The sequence below is a fragment of the Microbacterium sp. NPDC060117 genome, assembly GCF_042729315.1.
In the GTDB taxonomy this organism is placed as follows: Bacteria; Actinomycetota; Actinomycetes; order Actinomycetales; family Microbacteriaceae; genus Microbacterium.
Window position 1 is genome coordinate 850,946 of the sequence record NZ_JBHWXR010000003.1, and the last position, 25,438, is coordinate 876,383.

Consider the following 25,438-nt stretch of genomic DNA (forward strand, 5'->3'; position numbering starts at 1 on the left):
CATGACCTGGATCATCGACAACCTCGGGCTCATCCTGGGCCTCGCCGCCGTGCATCTGCAGCAGAGCATGATCGCTCTCGTGCTCGGGGTCGTCGCGTCCGTGCCGCTGGGGTGGATCGCCTGGCGCTACCGGCTGGTGCGCGGTCCGCTGATCGTGCTCACCGGCTTGCTGTACACGATCCCGTCCCTGGCGCTGCTGATCCTGCTGCCGGCGCTGCTCGGCTACTCCGCGATCAGCCCGACCAACCTGGTCGTTGCCCTCACCATCTACAACATCGCGATCCTGGTACGCGCGGTCGCCGACGGTCTCGATTCGGTCGACGCCGACGTCCGCCGGGCGGCCACCGCGATGGGCTATGGATCCGGTCGCCGGTTCTGGACCGTCGAGCTGCCGCTCGCGGGTCCCGTCATCATGGCCGGCGTACGCGTCGCCGCAGTCTCCACGATCGCGCTCGCCACGGTCGGCATCCTGGTCGGCGTGCAGAACCTCGGCTACCTCTTCACGAACGGGCTGGACCGCCGGCTCATCGAGGAGGTCTTCGCGGGCGTGCTCGCCGTGGTCGTCCTCGCCGTCGTGATCGACCTGCTGCTGGTGCTGCTCGGCCGCGTGATCATGCCGTGGCAGCGCGCGACCAGGGCGAGGAGCCACGGCGCGCGACCGGCCGTCGTGACCGGAGGTGCGGCATGAACCTCTTCGGCGACGCGATCCGCTGGCTGCTCGATCCCGAGCAGTGGACGGGCTCCTATGCGCTGCCCGTCCTGTTCACCCAGCATGTGCTCTACACGCTCGTCTCGGTGCTGGTCGCCGCGGCCATCGCCGTGCCGGCGGGCTGGCTCATCGGGCACACCGGCCGCGGACGCGAGGTCGCCGTCGCGATCTCGGGCGCCGCGCGTGCGATCCCGTCCTTCGGTCTGCTGATCCTGCTCGTGCTGCTGTTCGGAGTCCTGCAGGTGCCCGCCGCCGCGCTCGTCACGTTCGTCCTGCTCGCGATCCCGTCGCTGCTGGCCGGCGCGTACACCGGCATCGAGGCGATCGACCCGCGCGTGATCGATGCAGCCAAGGCCATGGGCATGACGCCCTGGCAGGTGTTCTGGAAGGTCGAGTTCCCCCTGGGTCTGCCGCTGCTCATCGGCGGACTGCGTGCCGCGACGCTGCAGGTGATCGCGACGGTCACCATCGCCGGCTACGTGAATCTCGGCGGCTTCGGCTATCCGATCATCCAGGGGATCCCGCTGGGCCGCTTCGACGAGGTCCTCGCCGGGGCGCTTCTCGTCGCCGCGCTCGCGCTCATCGCCGACCTCCTGTTCGCGATCGCCCAGCGCGCCGCGGTGCCCGCCGGGGTGCGCGCGACCGGCGCACGCGCCGACGAACCCCGTTCCCGCACGCGCGGCGCCCTGCGCGCGGCACGCTCCTGACCTGCACCGACTCCCCCACCGAAGAGAGGCACACCATGTTCACCGCTCGCATCACCCGCATCGCCGCTGCAGCGACGTCCGCGGTCGCCATCGCGCTCGCACTCAGCGCCTGCGGATCCAGCAACCCGCTCGACAAGCCCACCGAGACCAGCGGATCCGGCTCCTCCGACACAGTCGTGATCGGATCCCAGGCCTACTACTCGAACGAGATCATCGCCGAGATCTACGCGCAGGCCCTCGAGAAGGACGGCGTGAAGGTCGACCGCAAGTTCAACATCGGCCAGCGCGACGCCTACATGCCCGACGTCAAGTCCGGCGCGATCAACCTGTTCCCAGAGTACACCGGCAACCTGCTGGAGTACCTGGGCGGCAAGGCCGACACGAACAGCCCCGACGACGTGTACGCCGCGTTGAAGAAGGCTCTGCCGTCTGGCCTCGCCGTGCTCGACTACGCCAAGGCCGCGGACCAGGACACCTACACCGTGACCAAGGCCAACGCCGACAAGTACGGCCTGTCCTCGATCGCCGACCTCTCCAAGATGCCCGCCCCGGTCACGGTCGGCGGCGCCCCCGAGTTCGAGAAGCGCCCCTACGGTCCCGCGGCCGCGAAGACCCTCTACGGTGTCGACCTGGCGTTCTCGGCCACGGGTCAGACCACGCTCGAGGCGCTGCAGGCGGGCACCGTGCAGGTGGCCGACATCTACTCGGCCGACCCGGCGTTCGCCAAGGGCGACCTGGTCGCGCTGAAGGACCCGAAGAACCTCATCCTTCCGTCCAACATCGTGCCGATCGTGAGCGCGAACGTCGCCGACAAGGTCTCGAAGACGATCAACGCCGTCAGCGCCAAGCTCAGCACCGAGGAGCTCGTCAAGCTCAACGTGCAGAGCACGGCGGACAAGAAGCAGGCGACCGACATCGCCAAGGCCTGGCTGAAGGAGCAGGGCCTGAGCTGACGCCCGCAAGGCCCACACGGGTCGTTGAGCGAGCACAGCAGGACCGAGACGAAACGCGGCGCCCTTGCGGGGCACCGCGTTTCGTCTCGGTCGCCTCCGGCGTCCTCGCTCAACGACCCCGTGGGTGTCTACCGCGTGAGATGTCGCGCGAAGAAGCGCGCGGCATCCTCTCCGGCCCATGCCGGAACGCCCGTGTGCCCGCCGAGGTTGGCCTGCAGGGTCTTCTCGGCGGATCCGAACGCGTCGAACACCTCGAGCGATCGCTGCCGGTCGTTGCCCTCGTCGTCCCACTGCAGCAGCACGTGCAGGGGGATGGTGACCCCCCGGGCCTCGGCCAGGATGCTCAGCGGAACATAGCTGCCGGCGAACAGGCCGGCGGCGACGACGCGCGGCTCCCTCAGGGCGAGCCGGATGCCGACCGCGAGCACGCCGCCCGAGTAGGCGACGGGGCCGCCGATTTCGGGAAGCGCGAGCACCGCGTCCAGCGCCGCCTGCCATTCGGGCACCGTCCGCTCGACCAGCGGGAGCACCAGCTGGTCGATGACGTCCTCGTTCGGTCGTCGACCGGCGTCGAGCGCTCGCATCAGGTCTGCGCGGGCGCTCTCGAGCTCGGGCAGGGCCGGACGCGTGCCATTGCCGGGCATCTCGAGAGTGACCGAGGCGAAACCGAGCTCGGCGGATGAGCGCGCCCGCCCCTCCAGGCGCGGGCGCATCCGGGCGAGCCCCGGCCCGCTCGGATGACCGAGCAGGATCAGCGGGACGGGATGCTCCGCGGAGGCGGATCCGGGCAGCCAGAGGACGCCGTCGATCCCGTCGAGGGTGAAGTCGCGCTCGATGAGGCTGTCGCGATGGTGCTCGGAGGAGAGCCGCCTCTCGGCGGTGAAGGTCAGTTCAGGGGTGATGTTCATGGTCGTGCCTTTCGGGAGTGCGCATGTACGGCGCTCCCGGACGACCTATCGCCCGACCGTGTCCCCGAGGAGGAGCACCCACGTCGATTCGTTCATGGGTATCACCTCCTGTTCTCGTGCCCGCACGGCGTAGGCGACAGTAGCACCTCCTCCGACGTCAGTCGAGGGCGCTCATCACGTGCTTGATGCGCGTGTAGTCGTCGAAGCCGTACTGCGACAGGTCCTTGCCGTAGCCCGAGTGCTTGAAGCCGCCGTGCGGCATGTCCGACACGAACGGGATGTGCGTGTTGATCCAGACGCAGCCGAAGTCGAGGTCGCGGGAGAAGCGCAGCGACCGGGTGTGATCGGTGGTCCACACCGAAGCGGCGAGTGCGTAGGGGACGTCGTTCGCGTACCCCAGCGCCTCGTCATCGTCCTCGAAGGACTGCACGGTCAGCACCGGCCCGAAGATCTCGCTCTGCACGGCTTCGTCGTCCTGGCGCATGCCCGAGACGATCGTCGGCTCGAAGAAGTAGCCGACATCGCCCTGCCGCGTGCCGCCGGTCTCGATCTTCGCGTGCGCGGGCAGACGGTCCACGAAGCCCTGCACCTGCGCGAGCTGCGCCGCGCTCGAGAGCGGACCGAAGAACACGCCCTCCTCGTGCGGGGCGCCGGTGCGGGCGTGCGTGCGCACGCGCTCCACGAGCGCCTTCACCAGCTCGTCGTGCACCGAGGCGTGCACGATCACCCGGGTGGCCGCGGTGCAGTCCTGGCCGGCGTTGAAGAACGCACCGGTGACGATGCCCTCCGCGGCCTTGGCGATCGATGCGTCCGGGAACACGATGGCCGGCGCCTTGCCGCCGAGTTCGAGGTGCACGCGCTTCACATCGGCCGCGGCCGACTCCGCGACCGCCATGCCGGCACGGACGGATCCGGTGATGGCGACCATCTGCGGCGTCTTGTGGGCGACGAGGGCGGCACCGGTGCTGCGATCGCCCAGCACGACGTTGAGCGTGCCCGCCGGGGTGTGCTCGGCGACGATCTCGGCGAGAAGCAGCGTCGTGAGCGGCGTGGACTCCGCGGGCTTCAGCACCACGGTGTTGCCCGCGGCCAGAGCCGGCGCGATCTTCCACACGGCCATGTTCAGCGGGTAGTTCCACGGGGTGACCTGTCCGATCACGCCGATCGGCTCACGTCGCACATAGGAGGTGTGCCCCGCCATGTACTCGGCGGCGGCGCGCCCTTCGAGGCTGCGTGCGGCGCCCGCGAAGAAGCGCAGCTGGTCGACCGACTGGTCGATCTCGTCGGCCACGAGATTGGCGCGGGGCTTGCCGGTGTCCTGGGACTCCAGGTCGGCGAACTCCTCCGCGCGGGCCGCCATCGCATCCGCGATCCGGAACAGCGCGAGCTGGCGTGCGGCCGGGGTGGCGTCGCGCCAGAGCGGGAAGGCGGCCGATGCGGCGGCGTACGCGGCGTCGACGTCGCTCTGGTCCGAGATCGGCGCCTGGCCGTAGACCTGCTCGGTGACGGGGTCGATGAGGTCCATGCGGCCCTCGCCGTGCGCGGCGACCGAACGGCCGCCGATGAAGTTCTGCAACAGTGCTGATTCAGACAGGGTGCTCCGCATGCTGAAAGGATAGGAGAGAATCGACGAAATCGGAAGAAATCAGGATCAGATTCTGCGAAATCAGTTGCAGAGGCCTGCTGAGGATGTCAAGATCGTCACATGAGCGACAAGCCGAAGGTGCCGGTTCTCGACGACGTCTCGAAGCGGATCATCGAACTGCTGCAAGAGGACGGTCGTCGGCCGTACGCCGAGATCGGCCGTGCCGTGGGTCTCAGCGAGGCCGCCGTCCGCCAGCGCGTGCAGCGCCTCACCGACAGCGGCGTGGTGCAGATCGTGGCGGTGACCGATCCTCGTCAACTCGGATTCTCCCGTATGGCGATGCTGGGCATCCGCGTCGACGGGGATCCGCGGGTCGCCGCCGAGGCGATCGCGAATATTCCCGAGATCGCATATGTCAATGTGACGCTCGGATCCTTCGACATCCTCGCGGAGGCGATCTGCGAGAGCGACGAGGATCTGCTCGAGCTGATCGCGACCCGTATCCGCACCATCGAGGGCGTCTCGCACACCGAGTGCTTCCTCTACGCGGGGCTCCACAAGGACCTCTACAACTGGGGCACGCGCTGATCCGCTGAACCCGTCGCTCACCTGAACCCGGCCGCATCGCGGCACCGGGGCGCCCTGTCGCGCCCTGCGGAAGAACCCCGCCCACACCACCTCCCGGACAAGGAATCACTCATGGGAACGACCGTCTTCGAACGACGGCAGCCGAGCGCGTCGGTCATCGAGCGCTCACTCGAGAACACCGCGCACGGCGCGTTCTGGCTCGACGACGTGGAGCGCGCCGCGTACCCGCAGCTCACGGGCGAGGTCCGCGCCGACCTGGCGATCGTCGGCGGCGGCTACGCCGGCCTGTGGACGGCGATCCGCGCCAAGGAGCGCGACCCGCAGCGCACGGTCGTCCTGCTCGAGGCGAACAGGGTGGGCTGGGCCGCGTCCGGTCGCAACGGAGGGTTCTGCGAGGCGAGCCTCACGCACGGCGAGGAGAACGGGCTGAACCGCTGGCCCGACGAGATGGAACAGCTCGAGCGCCTCGGGCTGGAGAACCTCGACGGCATCCAGGAGGCGGTCGAGCGCTACGGCATGGACGTCGACTGGGAGCGCACGGGTCAGATGGCCGTGGCCGTCGAACCACACCAGGTCGAGTGGATGGAGGGCGACGACTTCCTCGATCGGGCGGCCGTGCAGGCGGAGGTCGCCTCACCCACCTACCTCGCCGGCTCCTGGGATCGCCGCGGCTGCGCGATGGTGCACCCGGCGAAGCTCGCCTTCGAGCTCGCCCGTGTGGCCACCGAGCTCGGCGTGCAGATCTTCGAGCGCACCCGCGTCACCGGTCTCAGCGGCAGAGGCGCGCAGACGGTCGCCGCCGAGACGGGATCCGTCATCGCCGACCAGGTCGCTCTCGCCACGAACGTGTTCCCGTCGCTGCTCAAGCGCAACAGGCTGATGACGGTGCCCGTCTACGACTACGCGCTCATGACCGAGCCGCTGACCGCCGAGCAGTACGACGCGATCGGCTGGAAGAACCGCCAGGGCCTCGCCGACAGCGCGAACCAGTTCCACTACTACCGTCTGAGCGCCGACAACCGGATCCTGTTCGGCGGCTACGACGCCGTCTACCACTTCGGCGGCAAGGTGCGTGAGGAGTACGAGGAGCGGCCGGAGAGCTTCCGCAGGCTGGCCTCGCACTTCTTCACCACGTTCCCGCAGCTCGAGGGGCTCCGTTTCACGCACCGCTGGGCCGGCGCGATCGACTCGTGCAGTCGGTTCTGCGCGTTCTTCGGCACTGCCCGTGGCGGCCGCGTCGCTTACGCGACCGGGTTCACCGGGCTGGGGGTCGGTGCGACGCGCTTCGCGGCCGATGTGATGCTCGACCAGCTCGCCGGGCTCGACACCGAGCGCACTCGCCTGAAGATGGTGCGGGAGAAGCCGATCCCGTTCCCGCCGGAGCCGGCGGCCTCGATCGGCGTGAACCTCGTGCGTGCCGCGATGAACCAGGCCGACCACAACCAGGGCAGGCGCAACCTGTTCCTGAAGACGCTCGACGCCGTCGGCATGGGGTTCGACTCGTGACCGCGCTGCCCGCGGCGGGTTGTGCGGTAAGCGACGCCGACCTCGCGCTCGCGCACACTCCCCTGCCGACGGACGAGGTCGTGTCGGGCTCGCCCACCACCGCGATCGCCGTGCTGGACGACACCGGCGACCGCGAGATCGGCATCTGGGAGATGACGCCCGGCACCGCATGCGACACCGAGGTCGACGAGCTCTTCGTCGTGCTCACGGGCCGGGCGACGATCGTGTTCGAGGACCCGTCGCTCCCGGATCTCGAGGTCGGCCCCGGATCCGTCGTCCGCCTCGCCGAGGGCATGCGCACGACCTGGATCGTCACCGAGACGCTGCGCAAGGTCTACATCGCCTGAACCCATCATCGAGGCCTTTCGGGGCGTCGGATCCGGGAATACAATCAGCGCGGGGAACTCATTCGCGCGCCCGAGCGGCGCGGCGTTGTGCTGGGCCGACGCGAGGATGACAACACCCCGGAGCTGGGGCTCATCATGTTCGAGAAATTCATGGCGACGGCCGTTCTCCCTGCTGCGGACCTCGAGCGCGCCAAGCGCTGGTGGCACGACGTACTCGACCGGGATCCGGTCGAGGTCGACGCCGAGTCCGGGAACGTGTTCTACGACGTCGGCGGCACCGTGGTGCTGGTGTACCTCACCAGCTTCGCGGGTACGGCGAAGAACACGGCGCTGAACCTCCTGACCGACGACATCGACCGCGACGTGGCGGCGCTGCGCGCCCGCGGGATCGCCTTCCACGAGTACGACTTCCCCGGGCTCAAGACCGTCGACGGCATCGCGGAGCTGGGGGATGAGCGGGCCGCGTGGTTCAGTGACAGTGAGGACAACATCATCGCGCTCGGCCAGCCGTCGCCGGAGATGGTGGCGCGCGTGATGGGCGGGGCGCCCGCCGCCGGGTGAGACCCGAGCCGGGGCCGCGGTCGCTTGGGACGAGCCTCGCACTTGGCGAGGCTCGTCAGCGTCCGTGCGCGAGCAGCGCCAGGTGCAGCGCCGACAGCGTCTCACCGTCGTCGAGATCGGCGCCGAGCAGGTCCGCGATGAGGGTGAGGCGCTGGTAGAAGACCGAGCGGGACAGGTGCGAAGCGGCCGCCGCCGCGGTGCGGTTGCCGGGGTGCGCGACCACGGCGCGCAGCACGCGGAGCAGGTCGCCCTGCGTCGCGTCGTCGTGGCGGATCAGCGGGGCGAGCAGACGCGCGCTGTGCTCCTGGAGCCGGTGGTCCCCGCTGAGCTCGGCGGCCAGGCGGGCGAGAGGTCGTTCGGCGACGCGCAGCACGGCACCGGGCTCCGCTTGGCGAGCCAACCGCCGCACGACCGGGATCGCCGCGAGCAGCTCCGCCGCCGACGATGCGGGGTCGCTGACGGCGCCGGATCCGATCGACTCGAGGACCGACTCGGGCACGCGCGATCCTGCCGGCAGGGAGAGGAGCAGGATCCGCTCCGCGCCGACGACCGCGCTCAGGACGCGCGCGTCCCCGGCGGATCCGGTTGGGCCGCTGCCGGCCGCAGTCGACGCGGCGACGTACAGTGTCCGGCCCCGGACGGGGAATCCGGAGGACTCGAGACGCGCCTCGATATCGGCGAACGTGACGTACCGCTCGCTCAGCAGCGCCGCGATCAGCCCCTCCGCACGCAGCCGGGCCCAGGCGTCCTCCCCGTCGGCGAGGCGTGACAGCGCGAGCGCCGTCGCGGCCTGCTCGAGCACGGTCGCCGGCCCCGCGGGGTGCGCCGGGCCGGGCAGGGCGATCAGCTCGCCCCATCGCGTGCCGCGGGCGGCGACCGGCACGCGCGTCCACTCCGGTGGCAGGCGGCGCGATCGACCCGCCCAGTCCGCGAGCAGCTCCGCCTCGGCCAGGTCGAATGAGTCGGCGACAACGACCTCGTGCGCGAGGTCCTCCAGCACCACCGGCGCACGCAGCGCCCGCGCCGTCTCGCGCACGACGATCTCGACCGGCGCGCCACGCAGGCTCAACCCGGTGAACAGTTCGTGCAGCCGCTGCCGCTCCTGCAGCGCCTCGACCTGGCCCGCGATGATCCGGCGGTGCACCTCCTCGGTGACGGCGACGAACTTCACCTCGCGGTCCAGCGTCACGAGCGCGAGGTCGCGCGCGCGGCACGCCGCCACGAGCGCCGGCGGCACCACCGCGAACCGCGTGCCGAGCTCCAGCACGATCCCGGCCAGGCCCGCATCGGACAGCTCGTCGACAAGGCGGCCGAGCGCCGCGGCATCGCCGGGCCAGCCGGCGCCCGTGGTGAGCAGCAGCTCTCCGCCGTCCAGCAGCGCGGCGACCCGCTCGCTGTCGGACACGTGTACCCAGCGCACCGGCACGTCGACGGACCCGGCCAGCAGCTCGGGGATCCCCGCCTGCAGCGAGGCGACCTCGAGGGCGTCGGCGACGGTCGGAAGACCCGGATCGCCCCTCGACTCGCTGCGCTCGCTCGGGGACGGTGCAGGCGCGTCCTGCCGTGCGTCCGGACGATCTGTCCGATCGGCGGCGAAGTCCAGACGATCTGCGGGCACGGATCCATCCTCCCCTTTGTCAGCATGGGAGAGCAAGCCCGCGGACGTGTCCGATCAGAGTGTCCGGATCCGCGTCCGCAGCATTCGAACCCACGACCCGAGGAGCATCGCGTGACCGTGATCCGCCACTTCATCGACGGAGCCGACACCGGCGAGACCGAGCGCACCGGCCCGGTGTACAACCCCGCCACGGGCGAGGCCCACCGCACCGTCGCGTTCGCGAGCGCCGCCGAGGTCGAGCAGGCGATCGCCGCGGCGAAGGCCGCCGGTCCCGCCTGGCGCGCGACCAGCCTCATCAAGCGCGCCGACGTGTTCTTCCGCCTGCGCCAGATCCTCGCCGAGCGCACGCCCGAGCTCGCCGCCATCGTCACGAGCGAGCACGGCAAGGTGCTCTCCGATGCCGCGGGTGAGGTCTCGCGCGGCATCGAGAACGTCGAGTTCGCCGCCGGTCTCGTGCACCTGCTGAAGGGCGAGCACGCGGAGCAGGTCGCTCGCGGCGTGGATGTGCATTCGGTCAAGCAGCCGGTCGGCGTGGTCGCCTGCATCACTCCGTTCAACTTCCCGGTGATGGTGCCGCTGTGGATGGTCGCCTCCGCGATCGCGTGCGGCAATACCGTCGTGCTCAAGCCGAGCGAGAAGGATCCGTCCGCGGCGATCTGGCTCGCCAAGGCGTTCCAGGAGGCGGGGCTTCCCGACGGCGTGCTCAACGTCGTCAACGGCGACAAGGTCGCGGTCGACACCCTGCTCGACTCGCCGGACGTCAAGGCCGTGAGCTTCGTCGGATCCACCCCGATCGCGAAGTCGATCTACGAGCGCGCCTCCGCCAACGGCAAGCGCGTGCAGGCCCTCGGCGGCGCCAAGAACCACATGGTCGTGATGCCCGACGCCGACATCGACGGCGCTGCGGCCGCGGCGGTCTCCGCGGCCTACGGATCCGCCGGCGAGCGCTGCATGGCCGTCTCGGTGCTGGTCGCCGTGGGCGATGTCGCCGAGCCCCTCATCGCGTCGATCACCGAGAAGGTGCAGAACCTGCGGATCGGCGACGGCACCGACGCGGCGAGCGAGATGGGCCCGCTGGTCACCCGCGAGCATCGCGACCGCGTCGAGTCCTATGTCACGGGAGCCGCCGCCGAAGGCGCCACCGTGCTCATCGACGGCACGCAGCGGATCGCCGCCGGCGAGCGTCTCGACGAGAACGGCTTCTTCACCGGGATCAGCCTCATCGACCACGTGAAGCCCGGCATGAAGCTGTATGAGGACGAGATCTTCGGCCCGGTGCTCTCGGTGGTCCGCGTGAGCAGCTACGCCGAGGCCGTCGAGCTCGTCAACGCGCACCAGTTCGGCAACGGCACGGCGATCTTCACCCGCGACGGCGGCACCGCCCGCGAGTTCGAGTTCGACATCGAGGTCGGCATGGTCGGCGTCAACGTGCCGATCCCCGTGCCGATCGGCGCGTTCTCGTTCGGCGGCTGGAAGGCCTCGCTCTTCGGCGACTCGCACATCTACGGCCCCGAGTCGATCCACTTCTACACGCGCTCCAAGGTCGTCACCACCCGCTGGCCCGACCACACCCCCGCGCAGGTCGACCTCGGCTTCCCGAGCAACCACTGACGCCGAGAGGATCCGGATCATGACCGTCACCACCGAAGCCGCCGTGCTCACCGACCGACACGGCGAGACGCACGCCCTGCCCGCCGTGGAGGCCGAGGCGCAGGTGCGCGCCGACGACCGCGCGCACGTGTTCCACTCCTGGAGCGCGCAGGCCGCGATCGACCCGCTGCCCGTCGCCGCGGGCGAGGGATCCACGTTCTGGGACTACCAGGGCAACGCCTACCTCGACTTCTCCAGCCAGCTGGTGAACCTCAACCTCGGCCACCAGCAGCCGGATCTGGTCGCCGCGATCCAGCACCAGGCCGGTCGTCTCGCGACGATCCAGCCGTCGCTCGCGAACGACGTGCGCGGCGAGCTGGCGCGGCTCATCGCCGAGGTGGCGCCCGAGGGCATGGAGAAGGTGTTCTTCACCAACGGCGGCGCCGACGCGAACGAGTACGCGGTGCGCATGGCGCGCACCGTGACCGGACGCCGCAAGGTGCTGTCGATGTACCGCAGCTACCACGGCTCCACGGCGACGGCGATCTCGATGACCGGCGACCCGCGGCGCTGGGCGAATGACACCGTCGACAACGGCACCGTGCGCTTCTTCGGCCCGTATCTGTACCGCTCGGCGTTCCACTCGTCGACGCTCGCCGAGGAGTCGCAGCGCGCGCTCGCGCACCTCGAGCAGACCATCCAGCTCGAAGGCCCGAACACGATCGCGGCGATCATCATCGAGACCGTCGTCGGCACCAACGGGGTGCTGGTCCCGCCGCCCGGGTACCTGCAGGGCGTGCGCGAGCTGTGCGACCGCTACGGCATCGTCTACATCGCCGACGAGGTCATGGTCGGCTTCGGCCGCCTCGGCGAGTGGTTCGGCATCGACGCGTTCGACGCGAAGCCGGATCTGATCACCTTCGCGAAGGGTGTGAACTCGGGCTACGTGCCGCTCGGCGGCGTCGTGATCTCCGACCGGATCGCGAGCGCGTTCGACACCGTGCCGTTCGCGGGCGGGCTGACCTACTCGGGCCATCCGCTGGCGTGCGCCGCGGGCGTCGCGACGTTCGAGGTGTTCCGGCGTGACGGGATCCTGGAGCGCGTGCGCGACCTCGGATCCCGCATCGTGGAGCCCACGCTGCAGGGCTGGCTGGAGAAGCACCCGAGCGTCGGAGAGGTGCGCGGCCAGGGTCTGTTCTGGGCCGTCGAGCTGGTGCGCTCGAAGGAGACCCGCGAACCGCTCGTGCCGTTCAACGCGGCGGGCGCCGACGCGGCCCCGATGGGCGCGTTCGTCGCCGCGGCGAAGAAGGGCGGCGTCTGGCCGTTCGTGCATTTCAACCGCACCCACATCGCCCCGCCGCTCGTGATCACCGAGGACGAGCTCGTGCGCGGGCTCGCGGCGCTCGACGAGGCGCTCGACGTCGCGGACGGCTACACCGTCTGAGTCGGCGCTACGCCCGGATCCCGTCCCCTCGGTGGGGCGGGATCCGTCGCGTCTGGGGCGCGTGTCGCCGGGTTTCGGAGACGTGGCGCGCCCCGGAACGCGGGGATGCGCCCCGAAACAGGCCGCTGCCGTCCGGACGGGACCTGCCGTCAGACCGCGATCGGATCCGGATCCGCCGCGCGGTCCACGATCCAGGCGTTCTCATGGCGGCGGATCGTGGAGACCGACAGGTTGGCGGGACCGGATCGGGTGTCGGGCGCACCGCCGAGGGTGTGCAGCAGCGACATGATCGTGATGCCGCTCGTCACGACGAGCACCTCGGATCCGGCCTCCGCCGCATCGTGCAGGGCCTCGATCGCCCGCACGGCCACGGCGGCAGGCGCCTCGGCGAGCGGATCCGTGGCGGCGAGGGCATCCAGCGTCGCGATGAACGGCATCTCCGCGTCGGCGTGGTCCTCCATGAGCCGGGAGAAGCGGCGGATGTGCATTCCTTCCAGCGCCCCGAAGCTCAGCTCGCGCCAGCGCGGGTCGGGCAGGGCGGCGAGCTCCGAACCGGCGGCCGCGAGGAGACCTGCGGCGGTCTCGCGGTGCCGCATCCCGTCGCCCGAGAACGCGGCGTCGAAGCGGATGCCCGCCGCGGCGAAGTCGAGCCCGCGGGTGGCGGCCTGCTCGCGTCCGGTCGGAGTGAGCGGCGCGTCGGACCAGCCCTGGATCCGCTCCGCCGCGTTCAGCATGCTCTGCCCGTGCCGCACCACCCAGATCCGCGTCATGGATCCAGCCTAGGTCGAGGGTGACCTCGGGGGTGGGTCGCTGTGGCTCAGAGCGACGGCCACCACGCCGGATCCGTCCACAGCCCGAGCTCCTGCTCGAGTGCGGCGCCGACTCGGAACACCGTGGCGTCATCGAAGGTGCGTCCGACGAGCTGCACCCCCGTGGGTACGCCGTTCGGCGCGATCCCCGACGGCACGGCCAGCACCGGCACCCGCCCGATCACGTTGAACGGCAGGGTCATGAGCTGGGAGAAGATCGCCCTGCTGTCGGTGCAGGGCTCGTCGGCGGCCAGGCCGGTCGATGCGACGGTCGGGCAGAGGAGCACGTCGAACTCCTGCATGAGCTCGCCGAACGGTCGGTAGAACGCCGACTCCGCCTCGAGCCCCGTCACGAAGTCGCCGCCGTTCGCGGCGGACTCGGCGAACGCCCGCGTGTATGGCATGAGCTGGGCGGTGCGCTCGGGATCGCCGTCGGCGATGGACTCGATGAACGGTCCCATGACCGCGCCGAAGTGCGGCCAGCTCGTCTGGAGAACCCGCTCCGGTCCCCACGGCAGCTCGACCTGCTCCACCGCGGCGCCTGCTGAGCGAAGCGCCGCGACGACGGCCAGGGTGTTCACGACGACCGCCGGATCCACCGCGTATCCGCCGAGGTCGAGGCAGACCGCGATCCGCATCCCGGCGAGCGACGAGACCTCGCCCGACACGGTGACGACCTCGCGCAGCGACGCTGCATCTCCCGCCCACGGGCCGGAGATCACGTTCTGCAGCAGCGCCACGTCGGCGACGCTGCGTCCCATCGGCCCGTCCGCGCAGTAGGTGTCGGAGTTGAACGGGGCCATCCCCGGCACGCGCGCGAACGGCGGCTTGAACCCGACCACGCCGCAGAACGACGAGGGGATCCGGATCGATCCGCCGATGTCGGATCCGGTCGCGAGGATCGTGGAACCGCTCGCGAGCACGGCGCCGGAGCCGCCGGAGGATCCGCCCGGGGTGAAGTCGGTGTTCCACGGGTTGCGGGTCACGCCCCAGAGCGCGGTGTGGGTGACCGGGGCGCAGCAGTACTCCGGCGTGGTGGTGCGCCCGTGCACCACGGCGCCGGCCGCGAAGATGCGATCCACGATCGGGTGGGTCTCGGTGGCGACGTGCCCGCGCTCGAGCAGGCTGCCCTCCTCGGCGGTGCGGCCGGCGATCGGCTGCTCCTCCTTGAGCATGAGCGGGATGCCCTCGAGCGCCCCCGTGGGCCCGCCGTCGGCGAACCGCCGTTCGGACGCAGCGGCGGCGAGGACGGCCTCGTCGAGCCACTGCTCGGTGACGGCGTTGATGGCGGGCTCGGTCGCCGCCGTGCGTGCGATCACCGCATCGAGCAGCTCGACGGGGGAGAGCTCGCGACGGCGGAATCGCGCGGCGGCCTCGGTCGCAGTGAGGTGGTGCAGCTCCATGGGAGTCCTTTTCCGGGATGGGGGTCGTTGAGCGAGCGGAGCGAGACGAAACGCGGTGCTCTTGCGGGGCTGGTTCGTGAGGGGGCGCCGCGTTTCGTCTCGGTCGCCTTCGGCGTCCTCGCTCAACGACCCCAGGGAGGGTCAGGCCGGGACGGGCACCGAGTCCAGCAGCAGCCGGGTGTACTCGTGCTGCGGGTTCGTGAGGATCTCGGTCGTCGCGCCGCGCTCCACGATCTCGCCGCGGCGCATCACCAGGGTCTGCTCGCACACCCGGCGCACGACGGCCAGGTCGTGGCTGATGAACAGCAGGGTCAGGCCCTGGCGGCGCCGGATGTCGGCGACGAGGTCGAGCACCTGCGCCTGCACGGATACGTCCAGGGCGCTGGTGGCCTCGTCCATCACGAGCAGGTCGGGCTCGATCGCGAGGGCGCGGGCGATCGCGACGCGCTGGCGCTGCCCTCCGGACAGGGTCTTCGGGCGGGCGAGCGCGTGCTCCTCGCCCAGGCCGACCGCGGTGAGCAGCTCCAGGGCGCGATCCGCCGCGGCGGCCTTGTCGAGACCCGCGTGCAGCCGCAGCACATCGCCGACGGCCTGGCCGGCCGGGATGCGCGGATCCAGCGACAGGTACGGATCCTGGAACACCATCTGCACGCTCTTCGCCCGCGCGACCCGTGCCTCGCGTCCCGTCGCGTGCCCCGCGATGTCGCGCCCGCCGATCCGGATCGTGCCCGCATCGGCCTGCTCCAGGCCCACGATCATGCGCGCGAGGGTCGACTTGCCTGATCCGGATTCACCGACGACGGCGAGGGCGCCGCCGACCGGGATCTCGAGGGTGGCGTCGGCGACGGCGTGGACCTCGCCGCGGCCGCGCACCCGGTACGTCTTCGAGACGCCGGCGACCTCGACCATGGCGGAGGCCGGACCGGAGGCCGAGCCCACGGCGCTGTCCGATCCGCTCAGCCGCGGTGTCGCCGCGACCAGGCGGCGGGTGTACTCGGCCTGCGGAGCTCGCAGCACGTCGAGCGCGGGCCCCTCCTCCACCACGGCGCCGTCCTTCATGACGACCAGCCGGTCGCACAGGGATCCGGCGAGGTTGAGGTCGTGCGTGATGAAGAGCATGCCCATGCCGCGTTCGGCGCAGAGCTCGCGCAGCACCTGCACGATCTCGGCCTGCGTGGTCACATCGAGCGCCGTGGTGGGCTCGTCGCACACCAGCAGGCGTGGCGCAGTGGTCAGGGCGCCCGCGATCATGACGCGCTGCAGCATGCCGCCGCTCAGCTCATGCGGGTGCTGATCCAGGTGCTCGGCGGGGGAGGGCAGGCGCACGTCGGCGAGCAGCTCGGCGGCACGCGCACGCGCACGACCCCGCGACCAGCCCTCGTTCAGTCGCAGCGCCTCGGTGAGATGGTCTCCGATCGTGCGCATCGGGTTGATGCCTGCGCGCGGATCCTGGAATACCATCGCCGCGTCGGCGCGACGGATCGCGCGCAGCGACGCCGGCGCGAGCGGGGAGCGGCCGTCCACCGACACGGATCCGCCGATCTCCGCCCGCTCGGGCGTGAGTCCGAGCACCGTGCGCGCGGTGAGCGACTTCCCGGATCCGGACTCGCCGACCAGGCCCACCGTCTCGCCGGGGGCGACGGACAGGGTGATGCCGTGCAGCAGGCGCGTGCCGTTCGGCAGATCCAGCGTGAGCTCGCGGATGTCGAGCAGTGCGGACGCGGAGTGCGCCGCAGCCGTGTCGAGAAGTGCGGCGGTCATGCGGGGATCTCCCCTCCGATGCGGTCGGAGAGATCCTCGCCGACGATGTTGACGGCCACGACCACGAGCACCACCACGATGGCGGGCGCGATGGCGGGCAGGAACTGGCCGGCGGCGATGCCGGACTGGGCCTCGTTGATCATGGCGCCCCAGTCGGCCGTCGGCGCCTGCACGCCGAGGCCGAGGAACGACAGCCCGGCGAGTTCTGCGAGCACGTAGCCGAAGTTCAGCGTCGACTGCGCCCCCACGATCGGGGCGATGTTCGGCAGCACGCGGCGCAGCGCGATCCAGGAGCCGCCGAAGCCCTGCACGCGGTAGGCCGCGACGTACGGGCGGGTGCGCTCGGCGGCCACGAGCGAGCGGGTCAGCCGCGCCACGAACGGCGCGTAGGAGATGCTCATCGCGATGACCGGGGCGACCAGGCCCTTGCCGAACAGGGCGACCGCCATCATCGCGATCAGCAGCGACGGGAACGCGAACAGCACGTCGAAGACCCTCCCCAGCACGGCGTCGATCCAGCCGCCCCGCCAGCCGGCGAGCAGGCCGAGCAGGATGCCCAGCACGGTGGAGAACACGACGACGAGCAGCGGGCCGAGCAGCGCCGTGCGGCCACCCCAGATGTTGCGGCTGAGCAGGTCGCGACCGAGACTGTCCGTGCCGAGCCAGTGCGCCGGCGACGGGGCCGCGTAGAACGCGGTGAAATCGACGGCGTCGGGGTCGTACGGGGCGACCCACGGGGCGAGGATCGCGGCCAGGGTGACCACGGCGAGGACCACCATGCTGGTGATCACGATGCCGCGTCCGCGCAGCTTCTTGGGCATGCGCAGCACGCGCACGGCCAGGGTGGGGGTGGGGACGGTCATCGCGCACCAGCTCCTGCGGCGGATCGCGGGTCGATCCAGGGTTCGAGGATGTCGATGATCGCGTTCACGACGACGAAGGCGGTGACCACGAGCAGGACGATCGCCTGCACGACGGGGAAGTCGAGGCGGTCGACGGAGCCGACCAGGAGCGAGCCGATGCCGGCGAGGCCGAAAGCCTGCTCGACGATCGAGCTCGCCACGATGAGGCCGGCGACGAGCACGCCGGACACGGTCAGGATCGGGCCGAGCGCGTTGCGCAGCACGTGCCGACGGACCACGGCCAGCCGGGTGATGCCGCGGGAAGTGGCGACCTCGACGTGCTCGCGGTTCAGCTGCTCGACCATGGCCGAGCGGGTGACCTTGCCCACGAGGACGATGAACACGATCGCCAGGGCGATGGACGGCAGCACCAGGTGGTACGCCATGTCCCAGAATCCGGATCCGGACCCGAACGACGGGAACCAGCCCAGCTGCACCGAGAAGACCGCGATGAGCACGATGGATCCGACGAACGAGGGGATCGCTCCGAGCACCGTGAGGGAGATGAGGATCCCGCGGTCGGCGGCACGGCCCTTGTTCAGGGCGGCGATCGCGCCACCGATGAGGCCGACGACGGCGATGATCGCGCCGGCCATCACGACGAGCATCAGGGTGACCGGGAGGCGGTCGCCGAGCACGACCGTGACGTCCTGGCGGAACTGCAGGGAGCGGCCGAAGTCGCCGTGCAGCACGCCGGCGATCCAGCGCAGGTACTGCTCCCACGGGGGCAGGTCCAGCCCGTACTGCGCGGTGACGTCGGCGATCGCCTCGGGAGAGGGCTTGCGGCCGCGCAGCAGGAACCGGATCGGGTCGCCGGGCACGAGGAACCGGGAGAAGAAGACGAGGAGCGAGGCGAGGAAGAGGGTGAGCAGCAGCCCGCCCAGTTTTCCCGCGACGCGGCGGAGAGTGCTCATGGCGTCACCTGTGGTCTCGGCCGGCCCCGGAGCGGCGCGACGTGCGTGTCGCTCCGGGGGTTCGGCTCATCGGGTGGGGTCGGGCGGATCAGCGCTTGCCGATTTGGGCCGCCCACGGGTAGTAGAGGAACGCCATCGAGGGGTCGAGGCCGGTGATGCGCTTGCCCAGGAACAGCGGCAGCGGGCCGGAGGCCAGCGGGATCCAGGGCAGCTCCTCGTTCGCGATCTGCTGCGCCTTGGCGGTCAGCGCGCTGCGCGCGGCCGGATCCATCGTGCCCACGGCCTCGTTGACGGTCTTGTCGAACTCCTCGTCGCTCCAACCGCCGTAGTTGCTGAAGTCGCCCGTGCGCAGCACGCCGTACATCTCCAGGGCGTCGGGGCTGGACAGATACCAGACGGTGTAGAACAGGTCGACCCCTTCGCGAGCGCTCGGGTCGCTGAACAGCGCCGTGTACTGCGCGGGGCTCACGGTCTTGATGGTCAGCTTCAGCCCGATCGACTGAGCGGCGGCCATGGTCGCCTGCGAGACCACGGAGAAGTCGTTGCCGATCGGGGCGGTCACGTAGACCAGCTCCTTGCCGGTCGCGCCGGCCTCCTCGACGAGCTTCTTGGCCTTCGCGACATCCTGCTCGTAGTGCGTGATGTCGTCGAAGGCGGCCTTCTTCGCCGCGTCGGCGGCGGATCCCCAGACCAGCTTCGTCGTCAGCACATCGGTGACCTCGCCGATGTTCTGCGAGGCGCCCTTCAGGATGCCGGGACGGTCGAGCGCCAGCATGAGCGCCTGGCGCACGCGCTTGTCGCCGAGCACGCCCTTCATGTTGCTGATCACGAGGTCGCTCGTGGCCGTGGACGGGGCGTACAGCACGTCGCCCTTACCCGAGGCCTGCAGCTGCGCGGCGGACTCGAGCGGGATCATCCAGGATCCGTCGACGCTGCCCGACTTCATGGCGTTCACGCGGGCGGTGGCATCGGGGATGATCGAGAAGGTCATCTCCTTCGACTTCGCACGCAGATCGGTGTCCCAGTAGCCGTCGTAGCGCTCGAGGGTGAGCGATTCGCCCGACTTCCACTGCTTCAGCGAGAAGGGGCCGGTGCAGTTGACGCCGCCGGTCGAGTTGCCGTAGTCCTTGCCCTTGGCCGCGAGGGTGGCAGCCGACTCGATGACACCGGCGGATCCGCCCATGCCCTGGTTGAACTGGGAATCGGGGATCTTCGTCTTGACCGTGACCTCCATCGGCCCGGTCTGGGTGATCGAATCGACGTTCTGATACACGGAGAACCAGCTGGATCCGACCTGCGGGTCCATGATCCGCTGCATCGAGGCCACGGCGTCCGCCGCCGTGAGCGGGGTGCCGTCGTGGAAGGTCACGCCGTCGCGCAGTTCGTAGACCCAGGTGAGCGGGTCGGGGTTGGAGAAGCTCTTCGCGAGGCCCGGGCTCAGGGAGTAGTCGGGGTTCAGGCGCAGCAGCGACTCGCACACGTTCGCGAGCACCTGGTTGTCCGGGTAGTCGAACGCGTAGGCGTAGTCGAGCGTGGCCGGCTCGGCGTACAGCGCGAACGAGAACGAGTCGATGTCGCCGCTCGGCTTCGCGGTCGTTGTGGTGAGCTTCCAGTCGGCGGTCGCGGACCCGCCGCCGGTCGCGCTGCCGGAGCATGCGGTGAGCGCGGTCGCGGTGACGAGCGCGGCGGCGCTGAACGCCGCGGCGCGGATCAGGCGGCGCGAGGCGCCGCGGTTCGGGCGGGTGCGGGTCATGACAGCTCCCCTTCTTCATCGATGGAGGTGGTGCGGGTGGCGGCGGAATCGGCGGTCTCGACGCTGTGCAGCAGTACGCCGTCGATCCAGGTCTGGGTGACGCGGCTGGTGTGGATCTCGTCGATCGCGACCTCGAACGGCGACGGATCGAGCACGACGAGGTCGGCGCGGTAGCCGGGCTTGATGCTTCCGGTGTCGTGTTCGCGGTGGTTCACGTAGGCGCTGCCGGAGGTGTACGCGGCCATGGCCGTGGCCAGGTCCAGGCGCTGGTGCGCGCCGCCGAGGGGCTCCCGGTCGGACCCCGGCACGGTGCGGTTGACGGCGATGTGGATCGCGTCGATCGGCGCCGCGCTGGAGACGGGCCAGTCGCTGCCCGCCGCGAGGCGGACCCCGGCCCGCACGAGGTCGCCGAACGGGTACTGTCGCGCCTCCTGTCCTTCCTGCAGGAAGGGCAGGGTGAGTTCGTCGAGCTGATCCTCGTGCGTCGCCCACAGCGCCTGCAGGTTCGCGACGGCGTCGAGCGGGGCGAAGCGCGGCACGTCCTCCTCTGCCACGATCTGCAGGTGCGCGAGGTGGTGGCGGTTGTCGGTCGGGCCGTTCGCGTCGCGGGCGTCCTGCAGGGCGTCGAGGGCCTCGCGCACGGCGCGATCGCCGAGCGCGTGCATGTGCACCTGCTGCCCCGCCGCGTCGAGCGCCGTCACGTACGCGCGCAGGCGCTCCGGGTCGATGAAGCTCAGCCCGTGGTTGTGCGTGTCGTGGCCGTGGGCATCGCGGTAGGGCGTGAGCATCGCGGCCGTGTGGTTCTCGGCGACGCCGTCGACCATGATCTTGGTCGTGCCGATCTCGAGCCGCTCGGGCGATCCGAGGGCTGCGACGCGCTGCCGCTCGGCGACCATGTGCGCGACCTGCTCGATGCCGCCGTCGCGCTCCCACCACTGCGCGCCGGTGACGTGCACGCGCAGCGTGCCCTCCGCGAGGGCGTGCTCATAGGCCGGGAGCGGGTCTGCGATGCCCGCGCCGCCCCCGCCGACCATCGCGTCCTGCCAGCCCGTGATGCCGAGGGTGATGAGCTCCTCCTGGGCGCGGAGCAGGCCGCGGTATCGCAGTTCTTCGCTGGTCACCGGACGGACGGCGCCGAAGAGGTCGCCGGCGCCCTCGTGGAACGTCCCCGCCGGGTGGCCGTCGGCCTCGCGGATGACGACGCCGTCGGAGGGATCCGGAGTGTCGGCGGTGACGCCGGCGCGTTCGATCGCGGTCGTCGAGGCCCAGACGCTGTGGTGGTCGCGGCTGGACAGCAGCACGGGACGGCCCGGTGCGGCGGCGTCGAGCAGGTCGCGCGTCGGGTTGCCGCCGGGGAAGCTGTCCATCGACCACCCTCCGCCCAGGATCCACTCCTCGTCGGGGTTCGCCTCGGCGTAGGCGCGCACAGCCGCGACGGCCTCCTGCGCGGATTCGGTGCCGCTGAGGTCGCACTGCAGCAGTTCCACCCCGCCGCCGACGGCGTGGATGTGCGCATCCTGGAAGCCGGGGCTGAGCAGCGCGCCGTGGAGGTCGATCAGCTCGACCGACCCCTCGGGCTCGGCGCCGAGCAGTGCGGCCAGCTCGGACTCGGGCGCGATCCGGTCGATGCGCTCGCCGCGCACGATGACGGCCTGGCCGCTGAGGGGGGTGCCGGTACCGGTGAACACCGATCCGCCGTGGAAGACGCGCGTCGTCATCATCCGCCTTTCGCCGTTGAAGCAGAGGGCCCGCCGGGCTGCGGGTCGCGATAACGCTAACCAGAGTCCGCGGCGATGTCAACGGTGTTGACTGAACTGGTGACGGAGTGGTTGTGTACGTGGGACGATAGGAACCAGGAGGGGGCATGCCCGTGAAGAGGAGCAGCCGGACCGCACTCGACGACGCGTCCGCATCGACGGAGAAGGCCGGGCCGACCCGGCCTCGACTGGATCCCGAGCTCATCGTGGCGACGGGGCTGGAACTCGCCGCGACCGGGGCGACGACGATCTCCGTGCGCGAGCTGGGCGCCAGGCTCGGGGCCGACCCGACAGCGATCTACCGCCACTTCCGCAGCAAGGACGACCTCATGCGCGCCCTGCTCGACGAGGTCACGCTGCGCGCCGTGCAGAGTGTGGATATCCCGGCCGAGGACTGGCGAGGGCGGCTGCGCGCCATGGCCGGCGCGACGCTCGACCTGTATTCCGAGTATCCGGCCGTCGGGGCGGAGGCGACGATCCTCACCACGCACGGTCCGGGCGAGCTCGGCGCCATCGAGCTCATGCTGCAGGCGTTCACCACCGCGGGGCTGAGCGGGGCCGACGTGGTGCGGCACTACGCGCTGCTCGCGTCGCACGTGCTGTCGACCGCGGCGGGCATCGCGCGAGCGCGGGCGGAGCGCGCCGACGGCGAGGTCGACGGACCCTGGTTCGACGAGCCGCCGCTGGCGGATCCGCGGGTCTACCCCCGCATCGCGGAGCACACGGTGGCGCTGGCCTCGCTGCGCGACCGTGAGCTGTTCTTCCTCGGCGTGGACCAGATCCTGGATTCCGCCGCACGCGCCGCAGGCTGAGAGCGCCGGCCGCACGCGGAGAGCGTCGGGGGCACGCTGAGAGCGCCGGCCGCAGGCTGAGCGCGGGTGACGGGTGGCGGGTGGCGGGTGTGGCGGGTGGCGGTCCGCCGGATCCGGCGTTCACGCCGCAGTTTCTGCTGCTCCTGCTCGGGGAAGCGCCGAAAGTGCGACCTGAAGGCCTTCGGCTGCGACGATCAGCACACCCTGCCACGATGCGCACGCGTGTTGACGTGGATCCGTGTGCCGATCGTCACCTCGTGTGCTGATCGTGACGAGTCGGATCCGGACCAGCGAGCCGTCGACCGCTCGTCCGCGGCGTCCGGCTCAGGCCGGCAGGAGTTCGCCGACGAGTTCGTGGATACGGCGGCGGATCTCGTCGCGGATGGGGCGGACCGCCTCGATGCCCTGCCCCGCGGGGTCGTCGAGCGCCCAGTCCTCGTAGCGCTTTCCGGGGAAGAACGGGCAGGCATCGCCGCAGCCCATCGTGATCACGACGTCGGAGTCCTGCACGGCCTCCGTGGTGAGCACCTTGGGCTGCTCCGCGGCGATGTCGATGCCGAGCTCGGCCATCGCCGCCACGGCGACGGGGTTGATCTGGTCGGCTGGGAGCGACCCGGCGGAGCGCACCTCGATGCGGTCGCCCGCGATCTCGCGCAGGAACCCCGCGGCCATCTGCGATCGGCCGGCGTTGTGCACGCAGACGAAGAGCACGGCGGGGGTGGCGTCGGTGGTCATGCTTCTCTCCTCGTTTCGGGTTCAGCCTACGGCGACCGGGCGGGCGCCGATCTGCAGGACCGGGACGGCGCAGCAGCTTTCGCCCGCGGTGTCGAAGTCTCCGGATCCACCGCACACCCCGGTGCTCGGGAGTGCCAGCTCGTTGCGGTCCGCAGCCTCGTCATCTCCCGCGAGGTGCGCGGCGACGCTGCGGACCTGTTCGTAGCCGGTGAGGGCGAGGAAAGTCGGTGCGCGGCCGTAGCTCTTCGCCCCGACAATGAAGAACCCGGGTTCCGGCTGCGCGAGCTCCCGTGCTCCGGTCGCGCCGACGGATCCGCACGAATGGATGTTGGGGTCGATCTCGGCGGCGATACCCGCAACCGCCTCCAGGACGGGATCGAGGGCGATCCTCAGCTCGGTCAGGAAGGAGGTGTCCGGCCGGAATCCGGTGAGCGCGAAGACGTGGGCGACGTCAGTGACCTCGCGTCCATCGTCGGCCACGACGGTGATGCCGTCCGGGTGCGCGCGGAGCTCGTCGACACGGAACCCGGTGATCACATCGACGAGACCCTTCTCCATGGCGCGGCGAGCCCGGATGCCGAGCGCGGCGCGTTCCGGCAGGCCGTCGCCGGCAACACCGCCGAAGACCGACCCCACGCCGCCGCGACGGAGAACCCAGGTGACCCGGGTCCCCGGCTCCGTGCGTGCCAGATCGGTGAGACGCAGCACGGCGTGCGCGGCGGAGTTGCCCGCTCCGACGACGAGCAGGTGCTGCCCGGCCAGATGCGAGACGTCGTCCGGGATCCGGTACGAGACGCGCCCACCGGCGACATGCTCGCCGAGTGCGGGCAGGCCGCTCGCGCCGGCCGGGTTGGGCGTCGACCAAGTGCCGGAGGCGTCGAGAACGGCCCGCGCGCGGATGCGGCTCTCATGGCCGTCGGTATCGACTGTGTGCACGAGGAAGGGAGCGTCGCGGCGGCCGGAGTCCACGACCCGGTCGCGACCCGCCCGGGTGATGCCTGTCACCGTGATGCCGGTGCGGACGCGGTCTCCCAGCGCCGCCGCGAGGGGCGCGAGATAGCGGTCTACCCACTCGCGACCCGTCGGGTAGCCCTCGGCCGGCGCGACCCATCCGGTCCCTTCGAGCAGGCGATGCGCCGCGGTGTCGATGAGCTCCGGCCACCCGGAGAACAGCCGCACGTGCCCCCACTCCGAGACGGCGGCTGCTGGGGTCGCGCCCGCCTCGAACACGACGACCTCCTGCCCGCGCGCGACGAGATGCGCGGCGGCGGCGAGCCCCTGGGGGCCCGCGCCCACGACGACGACAGGCAGCTCTGACATCCGCACTCCTCAGGGGTCGGGAACAGTCTCAGATTGAAAGATGTGAATATGACTACGGTCCAACACGTATCGACGAATGTCAATACGTGAGAGGATGTCGTCATGACGCTCCCCGTGACCATCGTCGCCGACGCCTCCTGCTGCGCGACCGCGCGGGAGCCTCGGATCGCTGCCGATGAGGCGGAGCGCATCGCGCGGGTGTTCAAGGCGCTGGGCGATCCGACGCGCGTGAAGCTGCTCTCGCTCATCGGCGCCGGCGAGGGCGGAGAGGCGTGCATCTGCGATCTCACCGAGCCGGTCGGGTTGTCGCAGGGCACGGTCTCGCACCACATGAAGCTCCTCACCGAGGCCGGCCTCGTCACCCGCGAGCAGCGGGGCAAGTGGGCGTACTTCGCGATCGCCGAGGGCGCACTGGATCAGGCGGCGGCGTCGCTGCGCACGATCTGAGGCGGATTCTCCAGGACTGGCGCGGGACCGGATCCGGGTGATGAGCGGATCCGGTGGTGAGCCGATTCGTCCTGCGTGGGAGCCCTGACCTCAGAACGGCGACTTTCGGGGGATCCGGATTCCGGTGTCGGAATTGTGGCGGTTCGGGATCCGGACTCGAGTATCCGGGCCGGGTGACCGCTAGAAGGGTGCCGCGGCGGCGGGTGGTGGATCAGGTTCGTCGATGGTGAAGGTCACGGGTGCGGGCGGCCGGTCGATGTAGGTCGCTCCGGCCGGGCTGGTCCATTCCAGGATCCCGGCGCCGTGTTG

At 70.7% G+C, this 25,438-nt stretch carries 23 protein-coding genes; 11 read left to right on the top strand and 12 right to left on the bottom strand.

The window, feature by feature from the left end:
• The first annotated feature begins 1 nt into the window (after nucleotide 1).
• Genes ACFWCK_RS15680 through ACFWCK_RS15690 form a run of 3 tightly spaced genes read left to right on the top strand, consistent with a single transcriptional unit; the run spans nucleotide 2 to nucleotide 2,369 of the window.
• Nucleotides 2-688: an ABC transporter permease gene (locus ACFWCK_RS15680; protein ID WP_378806720.1), complete on the top strand. Its 687-nt coding sequence runs from the start codon at nucleotides 2-4 to the stop codon at nucleotides 686-688.
• On the top strand, nucleotides 685-1,416 hold the full coding sequence (locus ACFWCK_RS15685; RefSeq protein ID WP_233311724.1) for an ABC transporter permease: 732 nt from the start codon (nucleotides 685-687) through the stop codon (nucleotides 1,414-1,416). The genes ACFWCK_RS15680 and ACFWCK_RS15685 overlap by 4 nt, the downstream gene beginning before the upstream one ends.
• A gap of 35 nt (nucleotides 1,417-1,451) precedes the next feature.
• The gene (locus ACFWCK_RS15690; RefSeq protein WP_233311723.1) at nucleotides 1,452-2,369 is read left to right on the top strand and encodes an ABC transporter substrate-binding protein; all 918 of its coding nucleotides are present in this window, start codon (nucleotides 1,452-1,454) and stop codon (nucleotides 2,367-2,369) included.
• Nucleotides 2,370-2,497: 128 nt separating this feature from the next.
• Here ACFWCK_RS15690 and ACFWCK_RS15695 read toward each other — a convergent pair whose 3' ends face one another.
• Nucleotides 2,498-3,277: an alpha/beta hydrolase gene (locus ACFWCK_RS15695; RefSeq protein ID WP_378806721.1), complete on the bottom strand. Its 780-nt coding sequence runs from the start codon at nucleotides 3,275-3,277 to the stop codon at nucleotides 2,498-2,500.
• Nucleotides 3,278-3,434: 157 nt separating this feature from the next.
• Complete coding sequence (locus ACFWCK_RS15700) at nucleotides 3,435-4,883, bottom strand: aminobutyraldehyde dehydrogenase (protein ID WP_378806723.1); 1,449 nt, start codon at nucleotides 4,881-4,883, stop codon at nucleotides 3,435-3,437.
• A gap of 99 nt (nucleotides 4,884-4,982) precedes the next feature.
• Here ACFWCK_RS15700 and ACFWCK_RS15705 point away from each other — a divergent pair, with 99 nt between their 5' ends.
• The 4 genes from ACFWCK_RS15705 (at nucleotide 4,983) to ACFWCK_RS15720 (ending at nucleotide 7,864) form a co-directional block, all read left to right on the top strand.
• Entirely contained in the window at nucleotides 4,983-5,450 is a 468-nt protein-coding gene (locus ACFWCK_RS15705; RefSeq protein ID WP_045271571.1) for an Lrp/AsnC family transcriptional regulator, read from the top strand.
• A 111-nt stretch (nucleotides 5,451-5,561) separates the two neighbouring features.
• Nucleotides 5,562-6,956 (top strand): NAD(P)/FAD-dependent oxidoreductase, encoded by a 1,395-nt coding sequence (locus ACFWCK_RS15710; protein ID WP_378806724.1) that lies wholly within the window; start codon nucleotides 5,562-5,564, stop codon nucleotides 6,954-6,956.
• Nucleotides 6,953-7,303 carry a cupin domain-containing protein gene (locus tag ACFWCK_RS15715; protein WP_378806725.1) on the top strand — a complete coding sequence of 117 codons (351 nt, stop codon included), beginning with the start codon at nucleotides 6,953-6,955 and terminating at the stop codon, nucleotides 7,301-7,303. Before ACFWCK_RS15710 ends, ACFWCK_RS15715 begins: the two co-directional genes overlap by 4 nt.
• Before the next feature lie 135 nt (nucleotides 7,304-7,438).
• Nucleotides 7,439-7,864, top strand: a complete 426-nt coding sequence (locus ACFWCK_RS15720) for a VOC family protein (protein WP_378806726.1) — start codon at nucleotides 7,439-7,441, stop codon at nucleotides 7,862-7,864.
• 55 nt (nucleotides 7,865-7,919) lie between these two features.
• On the opposite strand, the gene ACFWCK_RS15725 is transcribed toward ACFWCK_RS15720, so the two are convergent.
• Nucleotides 7,920-9,482 carry a PucR family transcriptional regulator ligand-binding domain-containing protein gene (locus ACFWCK_RS15725; RefSeq protein WP_378806727.1) on the bottom strand — a complete coding sequence of 521 codons (1,563 nt, stop codon included), beginning with the start codon at nucleotides 9,480-9,482 and terminating at the stop codon, nucleotides 7,920-7,922.
• Between the two features lie 111 nt (nucleotides 9,483-9,593).
• Between ACFWCK_RS15725 and ACFWCK_RS15730 the strand changes: the two genes are divergently transcribed.
• Nucleotides 9,594-11,093, top strand: a complete 1,500-nt coding sequence (locus ACFWCK_RS15730) for a CoA-acylating methylmalonate-semialdehyde dehydrogenase (RefSeq protein ID WP_378806728.1) — start codon at nucleotides 9,594-9,596, stop codon at nucleotides 11,091-11,093.
• 19 nt (nucleotides 11,094-11,112) lie between these two features.
• Nucleotides 11,113-12,516, top strand: coding sequence for an aspartate aminotransferase family protein (locus ACFWCK_RS15735; RefSeq protein ID WP_378806729.1), 1,404 nt, complete (start codon nucleotides 11,113-11,115; stop codon nucleotides 12,514-12,516).
• Nucleotides 12,517-12,665: 149 nt separating this feature from the next.
• On the opposite strand, the gene ACFWCK_RS15740 is transcribed toward ACFWCK_RS15735, so the two are convergent.
• The 7 genes from ACFWCK_RS15740 to ACFWCK_RS15770 form a co-directional block, all read right to left on the bottom strand.
• Entirely contained in the window at nucleotides 12,666-13,286 is a 621-nt protein-coding gene (locus tag ACFWCK_RS15740) for a histidine phosphatase family protein (protein WP_378806730.1), read from the bottom strand.
• 47 nt (nucleotides 13,287-13,333) lie between these two features.
• Entirely contained in the window at nucleotides 13,334-14,728 is a 1,395-nt protein-coding gene (locus ACFWCK_RS15745; RefSeq protein WP_378806731.1) for an amidase, read from the bottom strand.
• A gap of 141 nt (nucleotides 14,729-14,869) precedes the next feature.
• Nucleotides 14,870-16,489 (bottom strand): ABC transporter ATP-binding protein, encoded by a 1,620-nt coding sequence (locus tag ACFWCK_RS15750; protein ID WP_378806732.1) that lies wholly within the window; start codon nucleotides 16,487-16,489, stop codon nucleotides 14,870-14,872.
• Entirely contained in the window at nucleotides 16,486-17,352 is an 867-nt protein-coding gene (locus tag ACFWCK_RS15755) for an ABC transporter permease (protein WP_378806733.1), read from the bottom strand. The genes ACFWCK_RS15750 and ACFWCK_RS15755 overlap by 4 nt, the downstream gene beginning before the upstream one ends.
• Nucleotides 17,349-18,305 carry an ABC transporter permease gene (locus tag ACFWCK_RS15760; protein WP_378806735.1) on the bottom strand — a complete coding sequence of 319 codons (957 nt, stop codon included), beginning with the start codon at nucleotides 18,303-18,305 and terminating at the stop codon, nucleotides 17,349-17,351. The genes ACFWCK_RS15755 and ACFWCK_RS15760 overlap by 4 nt, the downstream gene beginning before the upstream one ends.
• 88 nt (nucleotides 18,306-18,393) lie before the next feature.
• The gene (locus ACFWCK_RS15765) at nucleotides 18,394-20,058 is read right to left on the bottom strand and encodes an ABC transporter substrate-binding protein (protein ID WP_378806736.1); all 1,665 of its coding nucleotides are present in this window, start codon (nucleotides 20,056-20,058) and stop codon (nucleotides 18,394-18,396) included.
• Nucleotides 20,055-21,776: an amidohydrolase gene (locus ACFWCK_RS15770; protein WP_378806737.1), complete on the bottom strand. Its 1,722-nt coding sequence runs from the start codon at nucleotides 21,774-21,776 to the stop codon at nucleotides 20,055-20,057. Before ACFWCK_RS15770 ends, ACFWCK_RS15765 begins: the two co-directional genes overlap by 4 nt.
• A gap of 146 nt (nucleotides 21,777-21,922) precedes the next feature.
• On the opposite strand from ACFWCK_RS15770, the gene ACFWCK_RS15775 reads away from it, so the two are divergent.
• Nucleotides 21,923-22,627 carry a TetR/AcrR family transcriptional regulator gene (locus ACFWCK_RS15775; RefSeq protein ID WP_378806738.1) on the top strand — a complete coding sequence of 235 codons (705 nt, stop codon included), beginning with the start codon at nucleotides 21,923-21,925 and terminating at the stop codon, nucleotides 22,625-22,627.
• A gap of 324 nt (nucleotides 22,628-22,951) precedes the next feature.
• Here the strand turns inward: ACFWCK_RS15775 and ACFWCK_RS15780 are convergent, their stop codons facing one another.
• A complete protein-coding gene (locus ACFWCK_RS15780) occupies nucleotides 22,952-23,362 on the bottom strand; it encodes an arsenate reductase ArsC (protein WP_378806739.1) in 411 nt (136 codons plus the stop codon).
• A gap of 21 nt (nucleotides 23,363-23,383) precedes the next feature.
• The gene (locus ACFWCK_RS15785) at nucleotides 23,384-24,682 is read right to left on the bottom strand and encodes an NAD(P)/FAD-dependent oxidoreductase (RefSeq protein ID WP_378806741.1); all 1,299 of its coding nucleotides are present in this window, start codon (nucleotides 24,680-24,682) and stop codon (nucleotides 23,384-23,386) included.
• 102 nt (nucleotides 24,683-24,784) lie between these two features.
• Between ACFWCK_RS15785 and ACFWCK_RS15790 the strand changes: the two genes are divergently transcribed.
• Nucleotides 24,785-25,129 (top strand): ArsR/SmtB family transcription factor, encoded by a 345-nt coding sequence (locus tag ACFWCK_RS15790; protein ID WP_378806743.1) that lies wholly within the window; start codon nucleotides 24,785-24,787, stop codon nucleotides 25,127-25,129.
• Nucleotides 25,130-25,438: the final 309 nt, after the last annotated feature.

Coding starts and splice junctions, on each gene's coding strand:
- ACFWCK_RS15680 (WP_378806720.1), top strand. CDS start 2: ATGACCTGGATCATCGACAACCTCGGGCTCATCCTGGGCCTCGCCGCC.
- ACFWCK_RS15685 (WP_233311724.1), top strand. CDS start 685: ATGAACCTCTTCGGCGACGCGATCCGCTGGCTGCTCGATCCCGAGCAG.
- ACFWCK_RS15690 (WP_233311723.1), top strand. CDS start 1,452: ATGTTCACCGCTCGCATCACCCGCATCGCCGCTGCAGCGACGTCCGCG.
- ACFWCK_RS15695 (WP_378806721.1), bottom strand. CDS start 3,277: ATGAACATCACCCCTGAACTGACCTTCACCGCCGAGAGGCGGCTCTCC.
- ACFWCK_RS15700 (WP_378806723.1), bottom strand. CDS start 4,883: ATGCGGAGCACCCTGTCTGAATCAGCACTGTTGCAGAACTTCATCGGC.
- ACFWCK_RS15705 (WP_045271571.1), top strand. CDS start 4,983: ATGAGCGACAAGCCGAAGGTGCCGGTTCTCGACGACGTCTCGAAGCGG.
- ACFWCK_RS15710 (WP_378806724.1), top strand. CDS start 5,562: ATGGGAACGACCGTCTTCGAACGACGGCAGCCGAGCGCGTCGGTCATC.
- ACFWCK_RS15720 (WP_378806726.1), top strand. CDS start 7,439: ATGTTCGAGAAATTCATGGCGACGGCCGTTCTCCCTGCTGCGGACCTC.
- ACFWCK_RS15735 (WP_378806729.1), top strand. CDS start 11,113: ATGACCGTCACCACCGAAGCCGCCGTGCTCACCGACCGACACGGCGAG.
- ACFWCK_RS15740 (WP_378806730.1), bottom strand. CDS start 13,286: ATGACGCGGATCTGGGTGGTGCGGCACGGGCAGAGCATGCTGAACGCG.
- ACFWCK_RS15745 (WP_378806731.1), bottom strand. CDS start 14,728: ATGGAGCTGCACCACCTCACTGCGACCGAGGCCGCCGCGCGATTCCGC.
- ACFWCK_RS15750 (WP_378806732.1), bottom strand. CDS start 16,489: ATGACCGCCGCACTTCTCGACACGGCTGCGGCGCACTCCGCGTCCGCA.
- ACFWCK_RS15755 (WP_378806733.1), bottom strand. CDS start 17,352: ATGACCGTCCCCACCCCCACCCTGGCCGTGCGCGTGCTGCGCATGCCC.
- ACFWCK_RS15760 (WP_378806735.1), bottom strand. CDS start 18,305: ATGAGCACTCTCCGCCGCGTCGCGGGAAAACTGGGCGGGCTGCTGCTC.
- ACFWCK_RS15765 (WP_378806736.1), bottom strand. CDS start 20,058: ATGACCCGCACCCGCCCGAACCGCGGCGCCTCGCGCCGCCTGATCCGC.
- ACFWCK_RS15770 (WP_378806737.1), bottom strand. CDS start 21,776: ATGACGACGCGCGTCTTCCACGGCGGATCGGTGTTCACCGGTACCGGC.
- ACFWCK_RS15775 (WP_378806738.1), top strand. CDS start 21,923: ATGCCCGTGAAGAGGAGCAGCCGGACCGCACTCGACGACGCGTCCGCA.
- ACFWCK_RS15780 (WP_378806739.1), bottom strand. CDS start 23,362: ATGACCACCGACGCCACCCCCGCCGTGCTCTTCGTCTGCGTGCACAAC.
- ACFWCK_RS15785 (WP_378806741.1), bottom strand. CDS start 24,682: ATGTCAGAGCTGCCTGTCGTCGTCGTGGGCGCGGGCCCCCAGGGGCTC.
- ACFWCK_RS15790 (WP_378806743.1), top strand. CDS start 24,785: ATGACGCTCCCCGTGACCATCGTCGCCGACGCCTCCTGCTGCGCGACC.